17 protein-coding genes are annotated in these 20248 nt (G+C 72.9%); 6 read left to right on the forward strand and 11 right to left on the reverse strand.

All coding sequences use genetic code 11. The features are described 5' to 3' along the window. Nucleotides 1-11 precede the first annotated feature (11 nt). Both JT723_RS00655 and JT723_RS00660 read left to right on the forward strand, forming a co-directional pair. On the forward strand, nucleotides 12-1169 hold the full coding sequence (locus tag JT723_RS00655; protein ID WP_205042333.1) for an acyl-CoA dehydrogenase family protein: 1158 nt from the start codon (nucleotides 12-14) through the stop codon (nucleotides 1167-1169). 5 nt (nucleotides 1170-1174) lie between these two features. Then, on the forward strand, nucleotides 1175-2050 hold the full coding sequence (locus JT723_RS00660; protein ID WP_205042779.1) for an acyl-CoA thioesterase: 876 nt from the start codon (nucleotides 1175-1177) through the stop codon (nucleotides 2048-2050). Nucleotides 2051-2263: 213 nt separating this feature from the next. Here the strand turns inward: JT723_RS00660 and JT723_RS34760 are convergent, their stop codons facing one another. The 3 genes from JT723_RS34760 to JT723_RS00675 all read right to left on the reverse strand — a co-directional run bounded on the left by JT723_RS34760 (nucleotide 2264) and on the right by JT723_RS00675 (nucleotide 5011). Continuing rightward, nucleotides 2264-3442, reverse strand: a complete 1179-nt coding sequence (locus JT723_RS34760) for a sensor histidine kinase (RefSeq protein ID WP_205042334.1) — start codon at nucleotides 3440-3442, stop codon at nucleotides 2264-2266. After that, nucleotides 3439-4122, reverse strand: coding sequence for a response regulator (locus JT723_RS00670; protein WP_205042335.1), 684 nt, complete (start codon nucleotides 4120-4122; stop codon nucleotides 3439-3441). Before JT723_RS00670 ends, JT723_RS34760 begins: the two co-directional genes overlap by 4 nt. 85 nt (nucleotides 4123-4207) lie before the next feature. Then, nucleotides 4208-5011: a phosphatase gene (locus JT723_RS00675; protein ID WP_205042336.1), complete on the reverse strand. Its 804-nt coding sequence runs from the start codon at nucleotides 5009-5011 to the stop codon at nucleotides 4208-4210. A 207-nt stretch (nucleotides 5012-5218) separates the two neighbouring features. Between JT723_RS00675 and speB the strand changes: the two genes are divergently transcribed. Beyond that, nucleotides 5219-6178: an agmatinase gene (gene speB, locus JT723_RS00680; RefSeq protein ID WP_205042337.1), complete on the forward strand. Its 960-nt coding sequence runs from the start codon at nucleotides 5219-5221 to the stop codon at nucleotides 6176-6178. 216 nt (nucleotides 6179-6394) lie between these two features. After that, nucleotides 6395-10231, forward strand: coding sequence for an ABC transporter ATP-binding protein (locus JT723_RS00685; RefSeq protein WP_205042338.1), 3837 nt, complete (start codon nucleotides 6395-6397; stop codon nucleotides 10229-10231). A 29-nt stretch (nucleotides 10232-10260) separates the two neighbouring features. On the opposite strand, the gene JT723_RS00690 is transcribed toward JT723_RS00685, so the two are convergent. The 5 genes from JT723_RS00690 to JT723_RS00710 form a co-directional block, all read right to left on the reverse strand. Beyond that, entirely contained in the window at nucleotides 10261-12087 is a 1827-nt protein-coding gene (locus JT723_RS00690) for a glycoside hydrolase family 3 protein (RefSeq protein WP_205042339.1), read from the reverse strand. A 169-nt stretch (nucleotides 12088-12256) separates the two neighbouring features. Beyond that, on the reverse strand, nucleotides 12257-12781 hold the full coding sequence (locus JT723_RS00695; protein WP_205042340.1) for a hypothetical protein: 525 nt from the start codon (nucleotides 12779-12781) through the stop codon (nucleotides 12257-12259). Nucleotides 12782-12865: 84 nt separating this feature from the next. Continuing rightward, nucleotides 12866-13768: a LysR family transcriptional regulator gene (locus JT723_RS00700; RefSeq protein ID WP_205042341.1), complete on the reverse strand. Its 903-nt coding sequence runs from the start codon at nucleotides 13766-13768 to the stop codon at nucleotides 12866-12868. Between the two features lie 148 nt (nucleotides 13769-13916). After that, on the reverse strand, nucleotides 13917-14714 hold the full coding sequence (locus tag JT723_RS00705) for a sugar phosphate isomerase/epimerase family protein (RefSeq protein WP_205042342.1): 798 nt from the start codon (nucleotides 14712-14714) through the stop codon (nucleotides 13917-13919). A gap of 90 nt (nucleotides 14715-14804) precedes the next feature. Continuing rightward, a complete protein-coding gene (locus tag JT723_RS00710; RefSeq protein ID WP_205042343.1) occupies nucleotides 14805-15728 on the reverse strand; it encodes a bifunctional helix-turn-helix transcriptional regulator/GNAT family N-acetyltransferase in 924 nt (307 codons plus the stop codon). A 250-nt stretch (nucleotides 15729-15978) separates the two neighbouring features. On the opposite strand from JT723_RS00710, the gene JT723_RS00715 reads away from it, so the two are divergent. Both JT723_RS00715 and JT723_RS00720 read left to right on the forward strand, forming a co-directional pair. Then, on the forward strand, nucleotides 15979-16518 hold the full coding sequence (locus JT723_RS00715; RefSeq protein WP_205042344.1) for a GNAT family N-acetyltransferase: 540 nt from the start codon (nucleotides 15979-15981) through the stop codon (nucleotides 16516-16518). A 113-nt stretch (nucleotides 16519-16631) separates the two neighbouring features. Next, nucleotides 16632-17264 carry a TetR/AcrR family transcriptional regulator gene (locus JT723_RS00720; RefSeq protein ID WP_205042345.1) on the forward strand — a complete coding sequence of 211 codons (633 nt, stop codon included), beginning with the start codon at nucleotides 16632-16634 and terminating at the stop codon, nucleotides 17262-17264. A gap of 101 nt (nucleotides 17265-17365) precedes the next feature. Here the strand turns inward: JT723_RS00720 and JT723_RS00725 are convergent, their stop codons facing one another. From JT723_RS00725 to JT723_RS00735, 3 genes are all read right to left on the reverse strand, one after another. Next, nucleotides 17366-18376: a DUF8189 domain-containing protein gene (locus tag JT723_RS00725; RefSeq protein WP_205042346.1), complete on the reverse strand. Its 1011-nt coding sequence runs from the start codon at nucleotides 18374-18376 to the stop codon at nucleotides 17366-17368. Next, nucleotides 18367-19047 carry a hypothetical protein gene (locus JT723_RS00730; protein WP_205042347.1) on the reverse strand — a complete coding sequence of 227 codons (681 nt, stop codon included), beginning with the start codon at nucleotides 19045-19047 and terminating at the stop codon, nucleotides 18367-18369. The genes JT723_RS00725 and JT723_RS00730 overlap by 10 nt, the downstream gene beginning before the upstream one ends. A gap of 163 nt (nucleotides 19048-19210) precedes the next feature. Next, complete coding sequence (locus JT723_RS00735) at nucleotides 19211-19909, reverse strand: hypothetical protein (protein WP_205042348.1); 699 nt, start codon at nucleotides 19907-19909, stop codon at nucleotides 19211-19213. Nucleotides 19910-20248: the final 339 nt, after the last annotated feature.

Genomic DNA, 20248 nt, shown 5'->3' on the forward strand with positions numbered 1-20248 from the left:
GGAGGCGCGCTGTGCGTCGTACGGTGTTCAACGAGGACCACGAGGCATTCCGCGAGACGATACGCGCCTTCATCGAGGCCGAGGTCGTCCCCGTCTACGACGAGTGGCTGGCGGCAGGCCAGGTGCCGCGCGACTTCTACCACAAGCTCGGCGAGCTGGGCGTCTTCGGCATCGAAGTGCCCGAGGAGTACGGCGGCGCCGGCGAGGAGAGCTTCAAGTTCCAGGCCGTCCTCAGTGAGGAGTGCGCCCGCGCCGGGGTCACCTTCGGCGGCAGCAGCGTGCACGCCGGACTGTGCCTGCCGTATGTGATGGCCTACGCCACCGACGAGCAGAAGAAGCGCTGGCTGCCCGGGTTCGCCAGCGGCGAGACCATGTTCGCGATCGCCATGACCGAACCCGGCACGGGCTCCGACCTGGCCGGCATGAAGACCACCGCCAAGCTCTCCGCCGACGGCACCCACTACGTGCTCAACGGCGCCAAGACCTTCATCACCGGCGGCGTCCACGCCGACCGCGTCATCGTGTGCGCCCGCACCGCGCCGGCCACGCCCGAGGACCGCAGGGCGGGCATCTCGCTCTTCGTCGTCGACACCGCGTCCGAGGGCTACGCGATCGGCCGCAAGCTGGACAAGCTCGGCCTGAAGGCGTCCGACACCGCCGAGCTGTCCTTCTCCGACGTGAAGGTGCCGCTGGAGGACCTCCTCGGCGAGGAGGGCAAGGGCTTCTCCTACCTCGGCCAGAACCTCCCCCAGGAGCGGCTGGCCATCGCGGTCAGCGCCTATGCGCAGGCCGCGGCCGCGATCCGGTTCGCGCAGGAGTACGTGCAGGAGCGCACCGTCTTCGGCCAGACCGTCGCGTCCTTCCAGAACACCAAGTTCGAACTGGCCGCCTGCAAGGCCGAGGTCGACGCCGCCCAGGCCGTTGTGGACCGGGCGCTGGAGGCCCACGACCTGCGCGAGCTGACCGCCGCCGACGCCGCGTCCGCGAAGCTGTTCTGCACCGAGGTCGCCGCCCGGGTGATCGACCGCTGCCTGCAGCTGCACGGCGGATACGGTTACATGAACGAGTACCCGATCGCGCGCCTGTACGCCGACAACCGCGTCAACCGCATCTACGGCGGCACCAGCGAGGTCATGAAGTCGATCATCGCCAAGTCGATGGGCCTGTGAGCGAACTGAACGAGCCCCTTGAAGCCCTGCTCGCCCTGCTCGACCTGGAGCGGATCGAGCAGGACATCTTCCGCGGGATCAGCCGCACGGCGGTCGTCCCGCGGGTGTTCGGCGGCCAGGTGGCCGCACAGGCGCTGGTCGCGGCCGGCCGCACCGTGCCCGCCGACCGCGGCGCGCACTCGCTGCACGCGTACTTCCTGCGCCCCGGCGACCCCGGCGCGCCGATCGTCTACCAGGTCGACCGGATCCGCGACGGCCGCTCCTTCACCACCCGGCGGGTCGTCGCGATCCAGCACGGCCAGCCGATCTTCCACCTCTCGGCGTCCTTCCAGACCGCCGAGGAGGGCCTTGAGCACCAGGAGCCGATGCCGCAGGCGCCCGACCCGGAGACCCTGCCGGAGGCCGCGGAGCTGCTGCCCGTCCACGCCGACAAGTTCCCCGACCCCCGCGTGATCGACCGGCTGCTCGAAGCCCGCGCCGCCGTCGACCTGCGCTACGTCGAGGACCCGCCGTTCCTGACCGCGGGCACCGCGCGCGAGCCCCGCTCGCAGGTCTGGTTCCGCACCCGCGGCAAGCTCGCCGACGACCCGCTGCTGCACGTGTGCCTGGCCACGTACGTCTCCGACATGACGCTGCTGGACTCGGTGCTGCTCGCCCACGGCCGCGGCGGCTGGGCGGTCGGCGACGTGGTCGGCGCCAGCCTGGACCACGCCATGTGGTTCCACCGGCCCTTCCGCGCCGACGAGTGGCTGCTGTACGACCAGCAGAGCCCGTCCGCGTCCGGCGGCCGGGGCCTGGGCACCGCCCGCATCTACACCCAGGACGGCCGGCTGGCCGTCTCGGTGATCCAGGAGGGCCTGGTCCGCATCCCGCGCACCTGACGGGCGGGTGCCGCCGGGACGACCCGGCCGTGGCACGTCTCCAGGTTCGGCGGCGCGACCCCGCCACCGATCGGGCCGGGACCGGACCGTCAGGGCGGGGAAGGCTGCGTCCCTGACGCCCGCCCGCGCACCTGAGGGGCAGGCGCACCGCGGGGACGACGCGGGGCCGTGCTCCAGGACGGGCAGGCTGCGGCATGGCGCCCGGAATCGCGTTCAGGCCGCCTCGGTCGCCGGGGTGACCGGCAGGGTGGCACGGACCAGGAAGCCGCCGGAGGCGGCAGGCAGCGCGTCGAAGTCGCCGCCGAGCTGCACCGCCCGCTCGCGCAGGCCCGCCAGGCCGTGGCCGCCGGACGGCAGCGCGGCGGGGGCGGCCTGCGAACCCGGGCCGTTGCGCACCTCGACCAGCAGGACGCCGCCGGCCCGCCGGACCAGCACCCGGGTCCGCGCGCCAGGCGCGTGCTTGCGCACATTGGTGAGCGCTTCCTGCACGATGCGGTAGGCCGCGTGCTGCACCTCGGCGGGCGGCGCGTCTCCCGCCTGCCCGTCGGCCAGCCCGGCCAGCTCACCGCGTGTCTGCGGCCCCGCCGCGGCCACCAGCGCCGGAATTCCGGCGAGCCCGGGACCGGCGGCCAGCTCCTGCCCCGAGGTCACCGACAGCCGCAGCAGGCCGACCATGCGGCGCAGCTCGTCCAGCGCGTCCCGGCTCAGCTCGCGCACCGCCCCGGCCGCGGCCCGCGCCCGCGGGCCCTCGGCCGTCACCTCCAGCGCGCCGGACTGCACGGCGATCAGGCTGAGGTGGTGCGCGACCGTGTCGTGCATCTCGCGGGCCAGCCTGGTCCGCTCCCGTACGACCGCCTGGTCGGCCGCCAGTGCGTGCTCCCGCTCCCTGCTGGCCGCCAGTTCGTCCAGCCGCCCGCCCAGCTCGCGCCGGGAGGCGGCCAGCAGCCCCAGCGCGGTCGGTGCGACCGCGAGCAGCGCGGACAGCATCACCGCCAGGATCGTGTCGGACAGGGTCCAGGAGACGGGGTCGCGGAAGGGCCAGGGGACGAAGTTCACCACCGCGGCGACCAGCGCGCAGCCGCCGGTCAGCGCCGCCCGCGCGGTCACCCGCCAGGAGGCGGGCCACCGCGTATGCGCCGGGGAACGGCCCGTGCGTCCCGCGGCGATCTCGTAGAGCGCGCCCATCGGCGAGAACCAGATGTAGCCGAGCGCCAGGGCGGGCAGCGTGGCGGCGAAGGCCGCGAGCGGGAAGCGGTGCCGGACCGGGAGCGCGGCCGTGCCCAGGCAGGCGAAGCCGAGGGCCACCGGGCCGCCGAAGGAGCGGGTGGCCCACACCTCGGTCGCGGACAGGGCGAGCAGCGCGGCGTCGGGGGCCGTGGAGCGGAGCTTCACGGGCGCTCCGGCAGCCGGGCCAGACCCGTCTGGTGGGCGACGACGGCGGCGGCCACCCGGTTGGGGGCGCCGAGTTTGCGCAGCACGGAGCGGACGTGGTCCTTCACCGTGCCCACGGATATCCGCAGCTCGTCGGCTATGGCGGCGTTGGGCTCGCCCGCGGCGAGCAGCCGCAGGACCGAGCGCTCGCGGTCGGTGAGCGTGGCTATGGCGGCGTCCCGCGCACCGGTCACCGCATCCGGCGCGGCATCGGCAGGCCCCTCGCCCAGGTAGCCGTCGACCACCGCACGGCCGACCGTCGGAGTGAAGACCGTGCCGCCGGCCGCCAGGATGCGCACGGCGTCGATCAGCGTGCCGACCGCCGTGTCCTTGAGCAGGAAACCGCTCGCCCCCGCCGCCATCGCGGCCCGCAGATGCGCACTGGTGTCGAACGCCGTGAGCATGGCGACCGCCGGCGGGTCCTGGAGCGCCCGCAGCGCCCGCAGCACGCTCAGCCCGTCGTCAGGCCCCGGCATCACCGCGTCGAGCAGCACCAGGTCCGGGCGGGCCGCGGAGACCGCTGCCAGTGCCTGGTGGCCGTCACAGTCCGCGACGACCCGGATGTCGCCCGAGGATTCGAGGATGCTCCGCAGGGCGGCCCTGACCAGCGCTTCGTCGTCGACGATCGCTACCTGGACCACAGTGCCCCTGCCTTCCTCGGCTTCCTTCACTGATCGTAACGAGGGATCGGGGACACGTCAGGTCCGCGCGGACCCGCGGGGGACCTCAGGCGGGCAGCGGCAGGCCCGCGGCGGCCAGCAGATACGCCGTCATCGGCGCGTAGTGGTGCGGCGGCACATTGTCGTCGAGGGGCACCGTCACCAGGAGGCTGCCCTCGGCCTCGCCGACGAAGAGCGCCGGGTCGTTGCAGTCGGCGAAGCCGACCGTGTCGATGCCGCGGCCGCCCGCGCAGCCCGCCCAGCCGTGGTCGGCGACCACCAGGTCCGGCGGCGCCTGGCCGTCCCGCTCCAGCGCGGCAAGGATCTCCCGCATCGGGTCCGGCGAGTGGGTGTGCACCAGGCCGCCCGCCCGGTGCAGCATGGAGACCGCCCCAAGGTGGCGGATCTCGCCGCCGTCGGCGTAGAGGTGTTCGGCCGGTGTGATCAGGGTGCAGCCCGCCGCCCGCAGCGCGGCGGCCAGCGCATGGTGCACGGCGTACAGCCCGGCGGGGTGCCCGGTCGCCAGCAGCACCCGGGAGCGGTTCTCCACCGCCTTGTGCAGCACGACGGCCATCCGGTCCAGCGCGTCGACCGTCAGTTCGGGGTCGATCGTGTCCTGCCCGCTGCGATGCCCCGCGTCCGGCACCACACCGCAGCGCTCGGCCATCAGCTCCAGCACGTCCGCCCGGTCGGTCCAGCGGCTGCCCAGGTCGAGCCCGAACCAGTAGTAGCGGTTGCCCTCCGCCAGCTCGCGATAGTGGTCGAGGTTGTTCTCCCGGCTGGTGGCGACGTCCCCGGCGATCCGGGTGCGTATCAGGTGGGAGACGAGGGCGCGGCGAGTGGGCGCGGCAGCGGCGGCATCCTTGGGCATGGGGACATTGTCCCGCCCCGGCACGCCCACGTGCGACGTCCCGCGGATCGACGCCGAGGCGTAATAGACACCGCCGATGCGCGGAAACGTACATTTCGGGGACTTCCGGCGGCGGCGTACGGTCGGCCGGAGCCGCACCGCACCCCGGTGAGCCAGGCACGAGCCACGCACAAGCCACGCATCAAGCCACCACGAAAGGCAGCCACCATGAGCAGCGCAGAGCCGCGCGGCCCCGTCGACTCCTCGCGCATCCCGCGCTACGCAGGCCCCGCGACCTTCGCCCGCCTGCCGCGCCTGGACGAGGTCGGCGCCGCCGACGTCGCGGTGGTGGGCGTCCCCTTCGACAGCGGGGTCTCCTACCGGCCGGGCGCCCGCTTCGGGGGCAACGCGATCCGCGAGGCCTCCCGGCTGCTGCGGCCGTACAACCCGGCGCAGGACGCGTCGCCCTTCGCGCTGGCCCAGGTCGCCGACGCCGGCGACATCGCGGTCAACCCGTTCGACATCGGCGAGGCGGTGGAGACGATCCAGGGCGCGGCCGACGACCTGCTCGGCACCGGCGCCCGGCTGATGACGCTCGGCGGCGACCACACCATCGCGCTGCCGCTGCTGCGGGCCGTCGCCCGCAGGCACGGCCCGGTGGCGCTGCTGCACTTCGACGCCCACCTGGACACCTGGGACACCTACTTCGGCGCTGCCTACACCCACGGCACGCCCTTCCGGCGGGCCGTCGAGGAGGGCATCCTCGACACGTCGGCGCTCAGCCACGTCGGCACCCGCGGCCCGTTGTACGGGCGCCAGGACCTCGACGACGACGAGCGGATGGGCTTCGGCATCGTCACCTCAGCCGACGTCATGCGGCGCGGGGTGGACGAGGTCGTCCAGCAGCTCCAGGAGCGCATCGGCGACCGGCCGCTGTACGTCTCGGTCGACATCGACGTCCTCGACCCCGCCCACGCGCCCGGCACCGGCACCCCGGAGGCGGGCGGCCTCACCTCGCGCGAGCTGCTGGAGATCCTGCGCGGCCTGGCCGGCTGCCGGCTGGTCTCCGCCGACGTGGTCGAGGTCGCACCGGCCTACGACCACGCCGAGATCACCTCGGTCGCGGCCTCGCACACCGCCTACGAGCTGACCACGATCATGTCCCGGCAGATCGCCGCCGCCCGCTGACACCGCCGCCGGATCGGGCGCCGGCATCCGTCGGCGCCCGCCGGCACCGAATCACCCGAAGGGATTACGACCAATGTCGCACTCGTGTGCGACCTTGGTCGTTGGTTTGTTGCAGGAGGATGAATCGTGCGGCCGGGCGCGTTGCAGCGTCCGAGCGGGACAGCACCAGGTTCCGGGCAGCGAACGCAGCGAGCACACAGTGACGGACGACCGACGATGGGGTGGGAGGACCGCGTGACGACGGCGAAGCCGGTGACGGCGGCGAGGGACGGCGGCCAGGAGCAGGGGTGGCTCCGACGGCTGACGGCGTACTGCTGGCGGTACAGAAGCGCCGTGCTGCTCTCGCTGGGCGCCTCGCTGGCCGGCATGGCGGTCACCGCACTGGTGCCGCTGGTCCCCAAGCTGATCATCGACGACGTGATCGTCAAGCACGACAAGCCGCTCGCCCCCTGGGCCGTCGCGCTGATCATCGCCGCGGTCGTGGTCTACGCGCTCACGTACATGCGCCGCTACTACGGCGGCCGACTCGCCCTCGACGTGCAGCACGACCTGCGCCAGGAGATGTTCCGCACGATCATGCGGCTCGACGGCCGCCGCCAGGACGAGCTGAGCACCGGGCAGGTCGTCGGCCGCGCCACCAGCGACCTGCAGCTGATCCAGGGGCTGCTGTTCATGCTGCCCATGGTCATCGGCAACCTGCTGCTGTTCGTGCTCTCGCTCGTGGTCATGCTGGTGCTCTCGCCGCTGCTCACCCTCGTCGCCCTGGCCGTGGCGCCGGCCCTGTGGTTCATCGCCGACCGCTCCCGCAAACGGCTCTTCCCCGCCACCTGGTACGCCCAGGGGCAGGCCGCCGCCGTCGCCGGGATCGTCGACGGCTCGGTCACCGGCGTCCGGGTCGTCAAGGGCTTCGGCCAGGAGCAGCAGGAGATGGGCAAGCTGGCCGCGGTCAGCCGCCGGCTCTTCGCCGGGCGGCTGCGCACGGTCCGGCTCAGCGCCCGCTACACCCCCGCCCTCCAGGCGGTGCCCTCGCTCGGGCAGATCGGGATGCTGGCGCTCGGCGGCTGGATGGCGGCCCGCGGGCAGATCACGCTGGGCACCTTCGTCGCCTTCTCCACCTACCTGGCCCAGCTGACAGGCCCGGTGCGGATGCTCACCATCGTGCTGACCGTCGGCCAGCAGGCCAGGGCCGGCGTGGAGCGGGTCTTCGAGCTGATCGACACCGAGCCGACGCTGGAGGAGGGCAGCAAGGAGCTGCCCGCGGACGCCCCCGCCACCGTCGAGTTCGACCACGTCACCTTCGGCTACAGCAAGGACCGCCCGGTCCTCGACGGCTTCGACCTGTCCCTCGCCCCCGGCGAGACGGTCGCCGTCGTCGGCGCCTCGGGCTCGGGCAAGTCCACCGTCTCGCTGCTGCTGCCCCGGCTCTACGACGTCACCGAGGGCGCCGTCCTGGTCGGAGGCACCGACGTCAGGGAGCTGACCTTCGACTCGCTGCGGTCGGTCATCGGCATGGTCCCCGAGGACAGCTTCCTGTTCTCCGACACCGTCCGCGCCAACATCGCCTACGGCCACCCGGACGCGACCGAGGAGCAGATCCTCGCCGCCACCCGCGCCGCCCAGGCGCACGACTTCATCACCGAGCTGCCGGACGGCTACGACACGGTGGTCGGCGAGCAGGGCCTCACCCTGTCCGGCGGCCAGCGGCAGCGCGTCGCACTGGCCCGCGCGATACTCACCGACCCCCGGCTGCTGCTGCTCGACGACGCCACCTCGGCGGTCGACGCCCGGGTCGAGGCGGAGATCTTCGACGCGCTGCGCGAGGTCATGCGCGGCCGTACGACGCTGCTGATCGCCCACCGCCGCTCCACCCTGGCGCTCGCCGACCGCATCGCGGTCCTCGACGCGGGGCGGCTGTCCGACATCGGCACCCACGAGGAGCTGCAGGAGCGCAGCGCCCTCTACCGCGCCCTGCTGACCGACCCGGACGCGCTGGGCGCCGACGTGGTCGAGATCGACCCGGCCGGGGCACTCGCCCGCGCCGCGGAGCCGTCAGCGGCCGACGCGGAGACGGCGGAGGGCGACGTCACCCCCGAGCTGTGGCCGGCCGACCGCCGTCCCGCGGACGACGAAGGGGCCGGCGCCCCGCCGTCGGGCGCCGCCGCGCAGCCTCGCCCGGTGGCCGGACCCGGCGCGATGGCCGGCGCCCTGGCGGGCATGCCCGCCACCCCGGAGCTGCTCGCCAAGGTCGCCGCCCTGCCGCCGGCCGACGACACCCCGCGGGTCGACGAGGAGCAGGCCGCGCAGGCCGACCACGGCTTCGGCCTGCGCAGCCTGCTGCGCGGCTTCCGCACCCCGCTGCTGCTGAGCCTGCTGCTGGTCGCGGTCGACGCGCTCGCCGGGCTGCTGCTGCCGGTGCTCATCCGGCACGGCATCGACGCCGGTGTCCGGCGCCAGGCGCTCGGCGCAGTCTGGGTGGCGTCCCTGCTGGGCCTCGGCCTGGTGCTGGCCCAGTGGGCGGCGGAATGGGGCTCGACCCTGCTCACCGGGCGCACCGGCGAACGGGTCCTCTACACGCTGCGGGTCAAGATCTTCGCGCATCTGCACCGGCTCGGCCTTGACTACTACGAGCGCGAGCTGACCGGCCGCATCATGACCCGCATGACCACCGACGTGGACGCGCTGTCCACGTTCCTGCAGACCGGCCTGGTCACCGCCCTGGTCAGCGTGCTCACCTTCGGCGGCATCCTGGTGGCGCTGCTGGCCATCGACGTCGAACTGGCCCTGCTGGTCTTCGCCACCCTGCCGATCCTGGTGGTGGGCACCTGGGTCTTCCGCCGCAAGTCGGTGCAGGCCTACGAGCTGGCCAGGGAGAAGGTCGCGGTCGTCAACGCCGACCTGCAGGAGCACGTCGCCGGGCTGCGCGTCGTCCAGGCGTTCCGCGGCCAGCGGCGCGGCGCCGAGCGCTTCGCGCAGCGCAGCGACGAATACCGCAGGGCGCGGGTGCGCGGGCAGTTCCTGATCTCGGTGTACTTCCCGTTCGTGCAGCTGCTCTCCAGCGTCGCCGCCGCCCTGGTGCTGATCGTCGGCGCGCACCGGGTGAGCGCGGGCACCCTGACGGCCGGCGCGCTGGTGGCGTATCTGCTCTACATCGACCTGTTCTTCTCGCCCGTGCAGCAGCTCTCGCAGGTCTTCGACGGCTACCAGCAGGCGTCGGTCTCGCTCGGCCGGATCCGCGAGCTGCTGCGGGAGCCGACCACCACCCCGGCGGCCGCGGAACCCCGCGAGGTCGGCCCGCTGCGCGGCGAGATCACCTTCCGCGACCTGCACTTCCGCTACGGCGGGCCGCAGGCGGACAACCCCGAGGCGCTGAGCGGGATCTCGCTGCGGATCCCCGCAGGCCAGACGGTGGCCTTCGTCGGCGAGACCGGCGCGGGCAAGTCCACGCTGGTGAAGATGGTCGCGCGGTTCTACGACCCGACCGACGGTGCGGTGCTGGTCGACGGCGACGACATCCGCGAACTCGACCTGACCGGCTACCGGCAGCGGCTCGGCGTCGTCCCGCAGGAGCCGTACCTCTTCCCCGGCACCGTGCGCGACGCCATCGCCTACGGCAGGTCGGACGCGACCGACGCCGAGGTGGAGGCCGCCGCCCGGGCGGTGGGCGCGCATGCGATGATCGCCACCCTCGACGGCGGCTACCTGCACCAGGTCGCCGAGCGCGGCAGGAATCTGTCGGCAGGACAGCGGCAGCTGATCGCGCTGGCCCGCGCCGAACTGGTCGACCCCGCGATCCTGCTGCTGGACGAGGCGACGGCCGCGCTGGACCTGGCGACCGAGGGGCTGGTCAACCAGGCCGCCGACCGGCTCGCGACCCGCCGCACGACCCTGGTGGTCGCCCACCGGCTGAGCACCGCCGCACGCGCCGACCGGGTCGTGGTCCTCGACCACGGCAAGGTCGTCGAGGACGGCACGCACGAGGCGCTGCTGGCCCGCGGCGGGCGGTACGCCGAGCTGTGGCGCACCTTCACCGGCGAGGTGCGGGCGGCCGCCTGACCAGCCGTCCGCCCGCATCTGCCGCCCTGTCAGTAGTCGAGGCCGTAGCCGATCGGGTAGAGCGGTGTCGCCGGGTCGTCGGCCCGCGGCACCGCGACCGGCAGCCGGCCGGCCGGTCGCGCCTTGCCGGCGATGACCCGGGCGACGGCGCGCATCGAGACGTCGGTCCAGCCGTAGGTGGCGAGCGAGGCGGACACCTGCGGCAGGTAGGCGATGTCGTAGGGGTTGCGGATCGCGACCGTGACCACCGGGACCGATGTCGCGGCCAGTGCGGTGACCAGGGCGATCTGCGAGGGCGAGGCGGACGTCACGTTGTAGGTGCAGACGACCACCGCGTCCTTGCCCGCGGCTGCCGCCACCGCCTGGGCGATCACCGCCTGCGACGGCGCGGTGCCGGTGGACAGCGCCGTTGCGGGGTGGCCGAGGTCGGTGAGGGCCTTGGCCAGCACACCGGTGGGCGGGCCGCCGGTGCCCGAGGGCGCCGCCGGGTCGGCGCCGACCACCAGCAGGTTGCGGTGCGAGCGGCGGGGCAGCGGCAGCGTCCCGCCGTCGTCGGCCAGCAGGGTGATGCCGCGTTCGGTGATCCGGTCGGCGGTCGCCAGATGCGAGCGTGTGCCGACCACCCGGTCGACCCCGGCGTGGGTGACGAACGGGTTGCGGAAGAGGCCTTTGCGGAACTTCAGTGCGAGGATGCGCTCCAGCGACACCTCGATCCGCTCCTCGGTCAGCTCGCCCGAGGCCACGGCGTCCATGACGCCCTGGTAGGCGACGGGCAGCAGCGGCGGGTTGAGCAACTGGTCGACGCCCGCCTTGAGCGCGAGCACCGGGACCCGGTCGTCGCCGTACTTCTCCCGCACCCCCGCCATGTCGAGCGCGTCGGTGACCACGACGCCGTCGTAGCCGAGCTGTTCGCGCAGCACCCCGGTGAGGATGGGGTACGACAGCGTCGCGGGGTCGCCCGAGTCGTCCAGGGCGGGCACCAGGAGGTGCGCGGTCATGATCGAGTCGATGCCGGCCGCGATCGCCGCGCGGAAGGGCGGGGCGTCGATGGTCTGCCACTGCTCCAGCGAGTGGGTGATGACCGGCAGTGAGAAGTGGCTGTCGGTGCCGGTGTCGCCGTGCCCGGGGAAGTGCTTGGCAGTCGAGGCGATGCCGGCGCTCTGGTAGCCCTTGACCTGGGCGGCGGCCAGCGCGGCGACCGCGGTGGGGTCGGCGCCGAAGGAGCGCACCCCGATCACGGGGTTGGCCGGGTTGATGTTGACGTCGGAGACGGGGGAGTAGTTCTGGTTGACGCCCATGGCGGCCAGCTCGGTGCCGATCACCCGGGCGGCGGTGCGCGCGTCCGAGGTGCTGCCGTCGGCGCCGAGAGCCATGCCGCCGCCGAAGAGCGTGCCGGGCGCGCCGATCCTGGCGACGGCGCCCTGCTCCTGGTCGGTGGAGATCAGCAGCGGTACGGGGGTGCCGTGCGAGAGCGCGGCGCGCTGGATGCCGTTGGACAGGTCGGCGATCTGGTGCGGGTTCTGCGTGTTGTGCGCCCACGCGAAGTAGATGATGCCGCCGACGTGGTAGGTGGCGAGCAGCTCCGCGGCGTTCGCGACGCCGATCTCGGCCTGGTTGGCGGCCACGTCCGCGGGGTCGGGGTCGGTGGCCGAGGCCCCGTAGATCCGCATGACGAAGAGCTGGCCGACCTTCTCCTCCAGGCTCATCCGCTGGATGATCGCGCGGATTCTTCGGCGGTCCGCGCTGCTCAGGGCGGACCCGGAGCCGGCGGCGACGGCGGGCGCCGCGCCGGCCACGGCGACGGAACCGGCGGCGGCTGCGGTGATGACACTGCGGCGGGACGGGTGGTGGTGCAAGACGGACTCCTTCTGGACGGAGGAGAGTGCACACGATGAAAGTAATTTCCAGATGTACACGGATAGCGTGGAAGTTTTCGCCAGTCAATGGCCTGGGCGAACCCTTCGCACGAGCCGCCCTGCGGTATCTGTCCTTCCGCCCGGCCGCCGCTCGGCAGCCGACCGCCCGTCAGCCGAAGACGGGCTGCGCCGGCATGCGCTCCTTCGCCACCCGGAAGACCACCGAGACCCGGAAGGCCATCACGCACTCCGGGGGCGGCTTCGGCTGGCTGACCTGCAACGCGACCCGGTCGCCCGACACGGTGAGCGCCGCGGAGGTGGCCGCGCTGCACCCGGTCGTCGCCGTCCAGCCGACCAGCACCTGCCGCGTGAAGTCGGTGGCCCGCCCCGCCGCCGCGATCTGCGCCTGCGCCTGCGGGTCGCGCGCCGCGAACCGCGCGGCGTACCGGTCGGCCTCGGCCCGGTCGTGCAGCACCTGCTGATCGTCCGTCGGACCCTTCGGTGTGGTGGAGAAGTACACCACCCGGTCACCCGCGGCCCCGCCGCCTGTGCCCGCCGTGCCCGGCCCGGAGCCCGGCGACCCGTCCGGCCCGCCCGTTCCCGACTGGCCCGCGCACCCGGCACCCAGCCCCCCGAGCGCCGCGGCCAGCGCCGTCCCCGCGACCGCCCTGCCCACCGCCGTCATCCGTCCCATGCCCCTGGGACGGACGTCAGCCCGCTCCGGTTCCGTACGCCCGCACGGCGGCACCCGTCCGGGTCGACCCGCCCCCACACCCCGTCAGCCGTCCGCCGGCCAGTGCGCCCGCAGCGTGTCCACCGCCACCCCGATCGACGGCCTGCGGGAGGCACCCGCCCGCCACAGCGCGTACAGCCGCCGCACCGGCGCCGGTTCCAGCCGCAGCACCCGCACCCCCGCGGGTATCTCCCCGCGGCCGAGCCTGGGCACCAGCGCGATCCCGAGGCCGGCCTCCACCAGCGCCACCTGGGTGCGGTACTCACCCACCTGATACGCCATGTCGGGCTCGGTCCCCGCCTCCCGCAGCGTCCTGACCAGCCAGTCGTGGCAGACCGAACCCGGCGGCTGGCAGATCCACCGCTCCCGCGCCACGTCGGAGCGCAGCAGCCCCTCCCGGTCCGCCAGCCGGTGCCCGGCCGGCACCAGTACGTCGCACCGGTCGTCGCCGACGACCGCCCGCTCCACGCCCTCGGGCGCCGGAAGCGGGGCGATGTCCCAGTCGTGCGCCACCGCCAGATCCACCACACCGCGGGCCACCAGGTCGACCGACAGATGCGCGTCCACCTCGACGAGCCGCAGGTCGAGCGACGGGTGCTTGGCCGCCAGCTCCGCCAGGACCGGCGGCAGCAGCCCGCAGGCCGCCGTCGGGAACGCCGCCACCGTCAGCCGCCCCGACGGCCTGCCGCGCTGCTCCTCCAGCGCCACCTCCGCCCGCTCCACGATCGACAGCAACTGCTCCGCCGTGGTGACCAGCAGATGCGCGGCGTCGGTGAGCGCCACCCCGCGGCCCTGCCGCTCCAGCAGCACCGTGTGCGTCTCCCGCTCCAGCTTGGAGATCTGCTGCGACACCGCAGAGGGCGTGTAGCCGAGCGCGGTGGCCGCAGCGCCGATCGAGCCATGGGTGTGCACCGCGTGCAGCGCCTTCAGGCGCCCCAGATCGAGCATCCGCCCCTCCTCCTCGCTCTCCTCGCCCCCGGCAGGCCTGTATGACCGCGGCCGCCCCTGACCCGCGCCGGCCCGGACGACCGCCGCTCGGCCCCCGCGCCGGGTCAGGTCGGCCCGGGTAGAGCCGACCTGGCCAGGTCGGCCTCCCTCAGGCCGACTCCGTCAGCAGCCGCGTCAGGTGGTCCCGTGCCGGCCCCAACAGCGCCGGCAGCTCCGCGGCCTGCGGATACCACCGCTTCTCGTACTCCCAGCACAGCCAGCCGTCCCACTCGGCCCGGCTGAGCACCTCGACGGTCTCCGCCAGCGGCAGCACTCCCGCCCCCAGCGGCAGCGGCGTCGTGTCGGCGGCCGAGGCGATGTCCTTGACCTGGACGTAGCCGAGATAGGGCGCCAGCGCCGGGAAGGTCGCCGACGGCTGCTCGCCGGCCAGCCAGGTGTGCATGACATCCCACAGCCCGCCCGCGGCGACATGCCCCACCCGCCCGAGCACCCGCGCCACGTCCGCGCCGCCGCGGTGCGAGTCGTGGGTCTCCAGCAGCACCCGCACCCCCAGGTCCTCGGCCGCCGGCGCAGCGGCGGCGAGCCGCCGCGCGGCCAGCCCGTCGGCCTCCTCCCGGCCGAGCCCGGCGCCCCCGGGGAAGACCCGCACGAACGGCGCCCCCAGGTCATGGGCGAGCTGCACCGCCGCGCCGATCTCGTCCAGCACCGGCCCGTCGTCACCTGCGGCGGCGACCTTGGCGTAGCCGGCGACCGTCAGGATCTCGACCCCCGCCTTGTGGAACCCCGCCGCCACATCGGCGCGTTCGTCGGCGGACAGCCCGGTGTGCACCGGGCCTTCCGGGCTCGCGCGCAGCTCGACGCCGTGGAAGCCGTTGTCCGCCGCGAGCCGGGCCACCTGCTCGACGGGCAGTTCGGGAACACCGAGGGTGGAGAAGGCGAGTCTCATTCGCCGGACACTAGGCACCCGATCCGACCAGGTCAACCGCGATCCGCCCGGTGCCGCGCCTCGTGCACGCCCCGCCGGCAGGGCTGCCGGCTACAGCGCCAGCCGCCAGTCCTGCCCCACCAGGTCCTTGCCGAAGCTGTGGTGCGGGCGGCTTTCCACCAGCTCGAATCCGGCCCGCTGGTAGATCGACCGGGCGCCGGCGAGGACGTCGTTCGTCCACAGCACGAGATCGCTGTAGTCCGCCGATCGGGCGAAGGATATGACCGTCTCGACCAGTTGCCTGCCTATGCCGTGCCCCCGTGCGGCCGGGTCGACCAGCAGCAGCCGCAGCCGCGCGGTGCCGGGTGCCTCGTCGCGCACGCAGAAGACGCAGCCAGCCCTGAGCCCGTCCAACTCCGCTATCCACACGGCCTCCCGCTCCGGGTCGTGCTCGGCGGCGAAATCGGCGACGATCCGGGCGACCAGCGCCTCGTATTCCTCGTTCCACCCGAACTCCTCGGCGTAGACCGCCGCGTTGCGCTCCACGACCCACCCCAGATCGCCCGGGCGCGGCCCCCGCAGGGTGACCTCGCCGGCGGCAGGGTGGACCGGCCGCCCGTCGCGCAGTATGTCCTGCACGGTCCGCATGGCGGCGGTCAGCCGCGGCCGGTCGCCCGGCGCTATCCGGCCCACGAGCGAACCCACGGCCTCCTGCGACCGCTCCTCGAGCAGGCCCGCGGCCTCCCGCCCGCGTGTGGTCAGCTCTATCCGCTGCCGCCGTGCGTCTTCCTCCGAGGGCCGCCGCGTCACCAGTTGCTTCTGCTCGAACCCGGCGAGCATCCGGCTGAGGTGGCCCGCGTCGATCGACAGCGCCGCCCGCAGGTCGGCCGCGTCGGTGCGGCGGCTGTGCGCGAGCTCGTACAGCACCCGCGCCTCGGTGAGCGTGAAAGGCGTGTGCAGGTGGCGGCTGTAGTCGAGCGCCCCGATGAGGTTGGTGTAGAAGCGGTTGAACTCGCGGATCTCCCTGACGGCCATGGTCCGCCCCCCGTTCTGCCGTTCGTCGAATCTTTGCCTGAGTCAAAGGTAGGCCGACGGCGGCGCCGGAGGGAAGGGGGATTCTCCGGCCTGTGGATAACTTTTCCGCCCACCGTGGGCGTGCGGTTGATCGGGACCGGTGGTGGGCGCGTGGCGAGGAGAGGGCCACGGCATGGCGTTCTCCGGCGCTGCGTTGTACCGTTCGGTACAGTTGCTGTACCGAACGTTCCATTGATGCCGAGGAGCAGCCATGACGTCCACCCCCTCATCCCCTGCCGGCGGCGGCTCCGGGCGTGGCGGCGAGCAGCAGGACGTACTCGTCGAGCTGTACGCCGGGCCTCGCGGGGACCTGCGGGACCTGTTCGAGCTGGCCGAGGACTCGGCGGTGCAGCTGGACGCCTACCTGGACGAGGGTCGGGTCCTGGTGGCGGCCGTGCCGGGCGTCCGGGCGGCGGGGCACCTGCAGCTGGTGGACGCAGACGGTGCCGGCACTTTCGAGCTGAAGAACATGGCCGTACGCGAGGATCTGCAGGGCCGCGGTATCGGCCGGCGGCTCGTCGAGGCGGCCGTGGAACTGCTCACCGGCGAAGCCGCCACGATGCTGCTCGTGGCGACGGCCGCGGCTGATATCGGGAACCTGCGCTTCTACCAGCGGATGGGTTTCCGGATGCGCTCGGTCGAGCGCGACGCCTTCACCCCGGCCACCGGTTATCCCGACCCCGTCGTGATCGACGGCATCGTGTTGCGGGACCGGGTCTGGCTCGACCGGCCCGTCGGGAGCGCGGAGTGACGGGCCGGCCCTCGCCGCCCGGCGGTGCGGCGGCAAAGGAAGCCGCCGGCGCGGCAATGGAGGCCGCCGACGCGGCGCAGGAGGCCGTAGCGGGACCGGCGTACCATCGCGCCATGAAGTCGGTCCCCGCCACCGATCGCGGACGTGCGTCGCTGGAGCGCATTCTGGACACGGCCTGCGAGTTGTTCTACGTGCAGGGCGTAAGGGCCACGGGGCTCGACCAGATCGCCAAGGCGTCCAAGACCGGCAAGGGCCAGATCTACCACTTCTTCACGGGGAAGACCGATCTGGTCCTCGCCGTCGTCGAGCGCCAGACCGAGCACGTGCTGACCGCCCAGCAGCCGTATCTGTCCGCGATGTCGACGGCGGGTGACCTCCTGGGCTGGGCGGACTTCCTGGTCCGGTCCCACGGTGCCGACGACGCCCCGATCCGCTGCCCGCTCGGTGCGCTCGCGGCCGAACTGACCGAGGACGAACCGGCGCTGCGGTCTGCCCTGGCGAACGCGTTCAGCCGATGGCGCGACGCCATCGCCCAAGGACTGGCCGGTCTGGCCCGCGGCGGAGTTCTCCCCGCCGACTCGGACGTGACAGCTCACGCCGAACTGCTCCTGGGCGCATATCAGGGCGGTGTGCTGCTCTCCCGGGTCCAGGGCAACACCGAACCCCTGCGCCTGCTGCTGCAGGGCGCAATTTCGCAGGTGCTCGACCGGAAGGAAGAGCACGGGCTGTCACCCGGACTCGCCTGACGCGTTCCCCGGCCTCCCGTTTCCGCACGGCAGACGGACCACGACGGACGCGGGCCACCCGCCGGCCATGCCGGCGGGTGGCCCGTCTCGCTGGGGCGGTGTCAGCTGGTGAAGACGCCCAGTTGCCGGCCGGGGAGGGTGGTCCAGGCGGTGGAGGGCGGGGTCGGGACGACCGCGTCGATGGTGCCCCCGACCCTGTCGGGAACACTGTTCCGCAGGACGCTGCCCGCCGAGTTCGTGCCGATCATCTGGACAGCCCCGCTGCTGCCGGCCTCGTTGCCGACGGCGATGTGGCGGATGCCGGCCGGGACCTGGCCCCAGTGGGTGAAGTCGGCGTCCGAGAAGGTGTCGGTCAGCTTCATCGCCTCGAACAGCTGGAAGCTGTCGGTCAGGCCGGCGAGGAAGAGCGCCCTGCCCGTGGCCGGGGCGGTGGTGACCGAGATCTCCCGCAGGTGCGCGGGAGCGTGGTTGACCGGCGCCCACTCGCTCCAAGTGCCCGCCGTCGAGGGGTCCGTGGCGTTGGGCTTCAGCTGCTGGCGCTGGAAGAGCACACCGCCGATGCCGAGTCCGAACAGCTCGATGCGGCCCAGGCTGTTCGTGGCGGCCGCGACCTGGCTGATCCAGCCGTTCGTCAGCGCCGCCCAGGGGGTCCAGGTGTCGACTGCCGGCTTGGGGTTGGCCGGAGTCGGGAAGGTGTCGCTGCTGAGGACCTGGGTGCGGGTGAAGACCTGGCCGGAGGCGTTGGAGGCGAACACCTGCAGCGCGCCGTTCTGGTTGCGGGCGACGGACACGCTGACGAAGGCGGAGCTGTCGAACTTCGCCCACGGCGAGAAGCTGGAGTCGGCGCCCGCGACGATCTGGAACCGGTGCCACAACTGGCCGATACGGTCGATGGCGAAGACCTCGACCCGCCCGTCGACGTTCACCCCGGTCGCCATCGACCTGAACTCGTGCAGCGTGTCGAAGCCCGTGAACGGGACGAAGACCGCATTGCCCGGATGCGCGGCCTCAGGGTTCAGATGCGCGCGGAAGGCGTCGCCCGGCCCGTTCGTCCCGACCACGCCCAGCGGCGCGCCCGCCTGGTTGGCGGCGGTCTCGGCGGTCAGCGCCACCGGTGCGCCCTGCAGGGGTTCGGCGTGTAGACGCCGCACGTGGGCGTGAGCCGCTGCACGATCTTCTGGTTCGCCGCGATGATGTCCGCGCGCAGGGTGGTGGTGGACTGGCCGGCCTTCGCGGAGGCCGTCAGGGCGATCGGGCCGATGATGTTCAGGTCGAAGGCGAGTTCGTCCACGGACGCCGGCGACGACACGTTGTTGATCTGGGCCTTGGCCACCTCGACGACATCGACGGCGTCACGTACGAACGCCTTCAGGGCGTCGCCGTCGCCGAGGGTGTCGAAGCTCTCGAACTGCTCGATGACGGTGCCTGCGTGGCCGGTCGTCTCGGCTGCGGCGTCGGCGTCGACCTGGTTCTTGATGTCCGTGGACGACGCCTGGATCAGCGCCTGGATCTGCTGGATCAGGGCGGGGTCGTGCGCGCTGAACACGTACTTGTCGGCCAGGCCGTAGGCCGTCTGGGCGTAGCTGACGAACGGGATGATCTTGCCCAGGACGCCGAGCACCGGCCCGGCCGGGGTGTCCGCCCGGGCCGGCTGCGCGGAGGGCAGCGACGCCATCGTCATCGCGGCCGTCGCGGCCAGGGCCACTGCCGTGGCCCGGGCCTTGAAGCCCCGTGGCGGAGCCCGCAAGGACCCTCCGGGCGGCAACTCGATACCTGCACTCATGCTTCTCCTCGCGCACCACATATGTCAAAGCTCATGATTTCGGACAAGATCCACGAAATCTGCTGTCCACAGGTGATACGTGCCGGGGTTACGCCCCGACGGCTCTCTGGGCGCCGTCGGGGCGTAACCTGGGTGTTCGCGCAGGTCGGAAGGGTGCGGAGGATCAGGCGACAGGGGCGCCGTCGATGTGGAAGGGAACCTGCACCACGTCCGACGCGATGCCGAGGCGCTGGAGGTCGGCGGCGTTGACCACGCCGTCGTGGTTCGCGTCGGGAACGACACCCGGAGCGTCGTCGTAGACACCGTCGTGGTCGAGGTCGTCGACGACCGCCACCGTGAGGACGCTGTCGGTGTCCGTGCCCGCGATGGGGTTGCCCACGATCCAGGTGTCCGAGATCCGGGTCTCGTGCGCCGTGCGGTGCGTCACCCCGGTCAGGTTGAAGAGGTTGGCGAGGTTGGTGCCCGGGCCGGCGAAGGGGGCCTGGGAGGTGACCGTGGAGTCCAGCACCACCAGACCGGGGAGCGACTCGTCCTGGCCGGGTGAGAAAAGGCCGGGGAATGGCGCCGTGTTGTTGTGCGCTCCGGGACCGGTGAGCTGAGGGGCGGTGAAGCCCGTCCGGTGTATCGCCTTGTCGTGGAAGACCAGCTCCAGGTCGACGAACCATCCCTTGCCCTCGGCACCGGTGTTGTCGCGCCGCTCGGGCGACAGCACATGGACGGTGACCGGCTGGGAGCGGTGGCCGCGGTCGGCGGGAGAGGAGGCGTTCGCGCTGGGCAGGGCCGTGACCGTGAAGGCGGCGGCCGCAGCGAGGGCACCTCCGGCGAGCAGCCAGCGCTTGGTGGTTTTCCTGGCCTGATGCATCGAGTACTCCTTCGTCCTTCGCAGATGCGCCCGCCCACCGGTACGAGGGGAGGGCGCGGACCGTTCGACGTTTCAGGAGTGCCGGTGGAAAGGCATGAGTGGGGCGGTGTGGTCTCGACAGGGGATGTGATGAACCACACCGCCTTGCCCGCGTGTTCCTCCGCTGGCAGGAACAGTGTGCGGCCGCGACGGCGCCGGTTTCGCGAGTAATGGGTACTCAATAAGGCTGCGCTCCGCAGCAACCCGTCCATCGTCGTCAACGCCTCATGAACCGGCCGCACCGCCGCAGGCGTAACCTGTCCGGCTATCTTCCTTTACCGAGATCAACCACGCCGGCCA

Source organism: Actinacidiphila bryophytorum, assembly GCF_016916835.1.
In the GTDB taxonomy this organism is placed as follows: domain Bacteria; phylum Actinomycetota; class Actinomycetes; order Streptomycetales; family Streptomycetaceae; genus Actinacidiphila; species Actinacidiphila bryophytorum.